Annotated in this window: 4 protein-coding genes; all 4 read left to right on the plus strand. The window is 72.9% G+C overall.

Translation table 11 applies throughout. From position 1 onward, the window contains the following. Window positions 1-434, plus strand: a 434-nt coding sequence (locus tag E4O86_RS22580; protein ID WP_246206567.1) for an SAM-dependent methyltransferase, incomplete at its 5' end; no start/stop codon positions are given. 11 nt (window positions 435-445) lie between these two features. Further along, window positions 446-754 (plus strand): DUF2849 domain-containing protein, encoded by a 309-nt coding sequence (locus E4O86_RS22585; protein WP_161142792.1) that lies wholly within the window; start codon window positions 446-448, stop codon window positions 752-754. 11 nt (window positions 755-765) lie between these two features. Then, window positions 766-2424, plus strand: coding sequence for a nitrite/sulfite reductase (locus tag E4O86_RS22590; RefSeq protein WP_161142793.1), 1659 nt, complete (start codon window positions 766-768; stop codon window positions 2422-2424). Beyond that, window positions 2411-3163 carry a phosphoadenylyl-sulfate reductase gene (locus E4O86_RS22595; protein ID WP_161142794.1) on the plus strand — a complete coding sequence of 251 codons (753 nt, stop codon included), beginning with the start codon at window positions 2411-2413 and terminating at the stop codon, window positions 3161-3163. The genes E4O86_RS22590 and E4O86_RS22595 overlap by 14 nt, the downstream gene beginning before the upstream one ends. The last annotated feature ends 169 nt before the right edge of the window (window positions 3164-3332 follow it).

The raw sequence follows: 3332 nt of genomic DNA on the forward strand, positions 1-3332 counted from the left end.
CCGGGCGGCCGGACGAGGCGCGCCGCCTCGCCGCCCGCCTCCTCGCCGGAACCGACCCGGCGCCGGCGGGCTTCGTCTGGCTGGTCGGTGCCGGCCCGGGCGAGCCGGATCTCCTGACGCTCCGCGCGCAGCGCGTTCTCGGCGAGGCGGACGTGATCGTGCATGACGACGCGATCCCCCCGGCGCTGCTCTCGCTCGGCCGGCGCGACGCCAGGCGCATCGCCGTCGCGGGAGGGGCCGCGGCGGAGACCGGAATGCTCCTCGCGCGGGAGGCCGGGGCCGGAAGATGCGCGGTGCGGCTCGTCGCCGGCGACGTGCCGGCGGCAGCCGAGACCGGGGCGGAAGCGGCCGTGCTCCGCGCCGCCGGCATCCGCTTCGCCGTCGTCCCGGGCATCGGCGTTCGGGCCGGCGCCGGAGAGCGGATCGCCGCCTGAGAGGGGAGAGCATGCCGAAACCCGTTCTCCGTGTCGTCACCGCGAACCGCCTCGCCGACGGCCGCGTCGTCTTCCTGGCCGGGGCCGGCTGGACCCGCGCGATCGGCGCGGCGTCGCTTCTTTCCGATCCGCAGGCCGAAGCCGCGGCGCTCGCCCGCGCCGAGGCGGACGCGGCGGCGGATCGCGTCGTCGACGTCTATGCCGTCGAGGTCGTGCGCGAGGCCGCGGAGATCGTGCCCGTGCGGCTCCGGGAGCGGATCCGGCTGACCGGACCGACCGCCGGCAATTCCGTCGCTCCGTCCGCCCCGCGCGCGTCCTGAGGAGAAGAGCCTTGTACCGTTATGACGAATTCGACCGCGCCTTCGTCGCGGAGCGCGTCGCCCAGTTCCGCGACCAGGTCGCCCGCCGGCTCGCCGGCGAGATCTCGGAGGAGCAGTTCAAGCCGCTCCGGCTGCAGAACGGCGTCTATCTGCAGCTCCATTCCTACATGCTGCGGATCGCGATCCCCTACGGCACGCTGTCGAGCCGGCAGATGCGCGCGCTCGCCGGGATCGGCCGGCGCTTCGACAAGGGCTACGGCCATTTCACGACGCGGCAGAACCTGCAGTACCACTGGCCGGCCCTGGTCGACGTGCCGGACATCCTGGCCGCGCTCGCCGAGGTGGAGATGCACTGCATCCAGACCTCCGGCAATTGCATCCGCAACGTCACGGCCGACCATTTCGCGGGCGTCGCCGCGGACGAGATCTGCGATCCGCGGCCCTATGCCGAGATCCTCCGGCAATGGTCCTCGCTCCACCCGGAGTTCCTGTTCCTGCCGCGGAAGTTCAAGGTCGCGGTCACGGGCGCGCCGTCCGACCGCGCTGCGCTCCGGTTCCACGACATCGGCTACGAAGTGAAGCGCGACGCGTCCGGCGCGCTCGGCTTCGCGGTCTTCGTCGGCGGCGGCATGGGTCGGACGCCGATGATCGCGCGGAAGCTGCGCGACTTCCTGCCGGAGGCCGATCTCCTTGCCTATACGGAGGCGATCCTGAGGGTCTACAACCTCCACGGCCGGCGCGACAACAAGTACAAGGCCCGGCTCAAGATCCTCGTGCACGAGGCGGGGCCGGAGGCGATCCGCGAGGAGATCGAGGCGGAGTTCGCGGCCATAAGGGAGGGCGTGCTCCGGCTGCCGGACGAGGAGGTCCGGCGGATCGCGGCCTATTTCGCGCCGCCCGCCTATGCCCGCCGGCCGGCGCGCTCGGCCGCCTTCGAGGCTGCGCTCGCGGCCGATCCAGCCTTCGCGCGCTGGGCGAAGAACAACGTCGCGCCGCACAAGGTGGCCGGCCATGCGATCGCGACCATCTCGTTGAAGCCGGTCGGCGGCGTGCCCGGCGACGCGACGGCGGATCAGATGGAGACTGTCGCCGACCTCGCGGAGCGCTATTCCTTCGGCGAGATCCGCGTCAGCCACGAGCAGAACCTCGTGCTGCCGCATGTCGCGCGCGACGACCTGCCGGCGCTCCATCGCGCGCTCGCCGATGCCGGGCTCGCCACCGCCAATGCCGGGCTCGCGACGGACATCGTCGCCTGCCCCGGGCTCGATTATTGCACGCTCGCCAATGCGCGCTCGATCCCGATCGCCCAGCGCATCGCCGGGCGTCTCGCCGACGCGGCGCGCCAGCAGGCGGTCGGTCCGCTGAAGATCAGGATCTCCGGCTGCATCAACGCCTGCGGCCATCATCACGCCGGGCATATCGGAATTCTCGGCGTCGACCGGAAAGGCGAGGAGTTCTACCAGATCACGCTCGGCGGCTCGGGCGCGGAGGATGCCGCGATCGGCGAGATCGTCGGCCGCGGCTTCTCGGGCGAGGAGGTGGTCGGCGCGGTCGAGGCGATCGTCGACACCTATGTGGCGAAGCGGGCCGGTCCAAGCGAATCGTTCCTCGCCGCCTATCGCAGGCTCGGGCCCGCGCCCTTCAAGGAGGCGCTCTATGGCGCCGCGTGAGGCGGTCGCCGGGCCGGCCGATCCGGCGGCCGGCGCGGCCGGGGCGCTTTCGGCGCGCTACCGCTTCTGGCCGACGCGCGACGTGCTCGCCGACTTCGTGGGGCACGCGTTTCCGGGCAAGGCGGTCCTCGTCTCGAGCTTCGGGGCGGATTCGGCCGTGCTGCTGCACATGGTCGCCACGATCGATCCCGGCCTGCCGGTGATCTTCGTCGATACCGGGAAGCTGTTTCCGGACACGGGCCGCCACCGCGACGCGCTCGTCCGCCGTTTCGGCCTCACCGACGTCCGCGTGGCGCGGCCGGCCGCACAGGCGGTCGCCGCGGCGGATCCGGAGGGCAGCCTCTGGCTGCGCGATCCCGACCGCTGCTGCGGCGTGCGCAAGGTCGCGCCGCTCGCCGATGCGCTCGCGCCTTTCGCCGCCTGGATCTCCGGCCGCAAGCGCTACCAGGGCGGCGCGCGCGCCTCCCTTCCCCTCGTCGAGGCGGAGGGGCCGCGCGTGAAGCTCAATCCGCTCGCCGCCTGGTCGGCGGCGGACGTGGCGGCCTATCGCCGGCTGCACGCCCTTCCCGAGCACCCGCTCGTGGCGGAGGGCTATTCCTCGATCGGCTGCGTGCCCTGCACGGACAGGGTCGGCGCCGGCGAAGCCGAGCGCGACGGCCGCTGGCGGGGAAGCGAGAAGACAGAGTGCGGAATCCATTTCGACCTCTCGGCCTTCCAGAGCGACGGGAGCGGCATTTGACCGGCGAACCGGAAAGAACCGTCTGGAAGGACGGATGCTTCCAGGCGGATCCCTGGCTGGAGGTCGCGGACGGCGCCGCGCCGCCTGAGGCCGGGCGGCCCGCGCTCGTGCCGCTTCCGCGCTTCCTCGCCGGGCCGGAGGCGTGGCGCAGGCGGCCCGGGCCGCTCGG

Origin of the sequence: Propylenella binzhouense, assembly GCF_009866965.1 — a bacterium.
Lineage (GTDB): Bacteria > Pseudomonadota > Alphaproteobacteria > Rhizobiales > Afifellaceae > Propylenella > Propylenella binzhouense.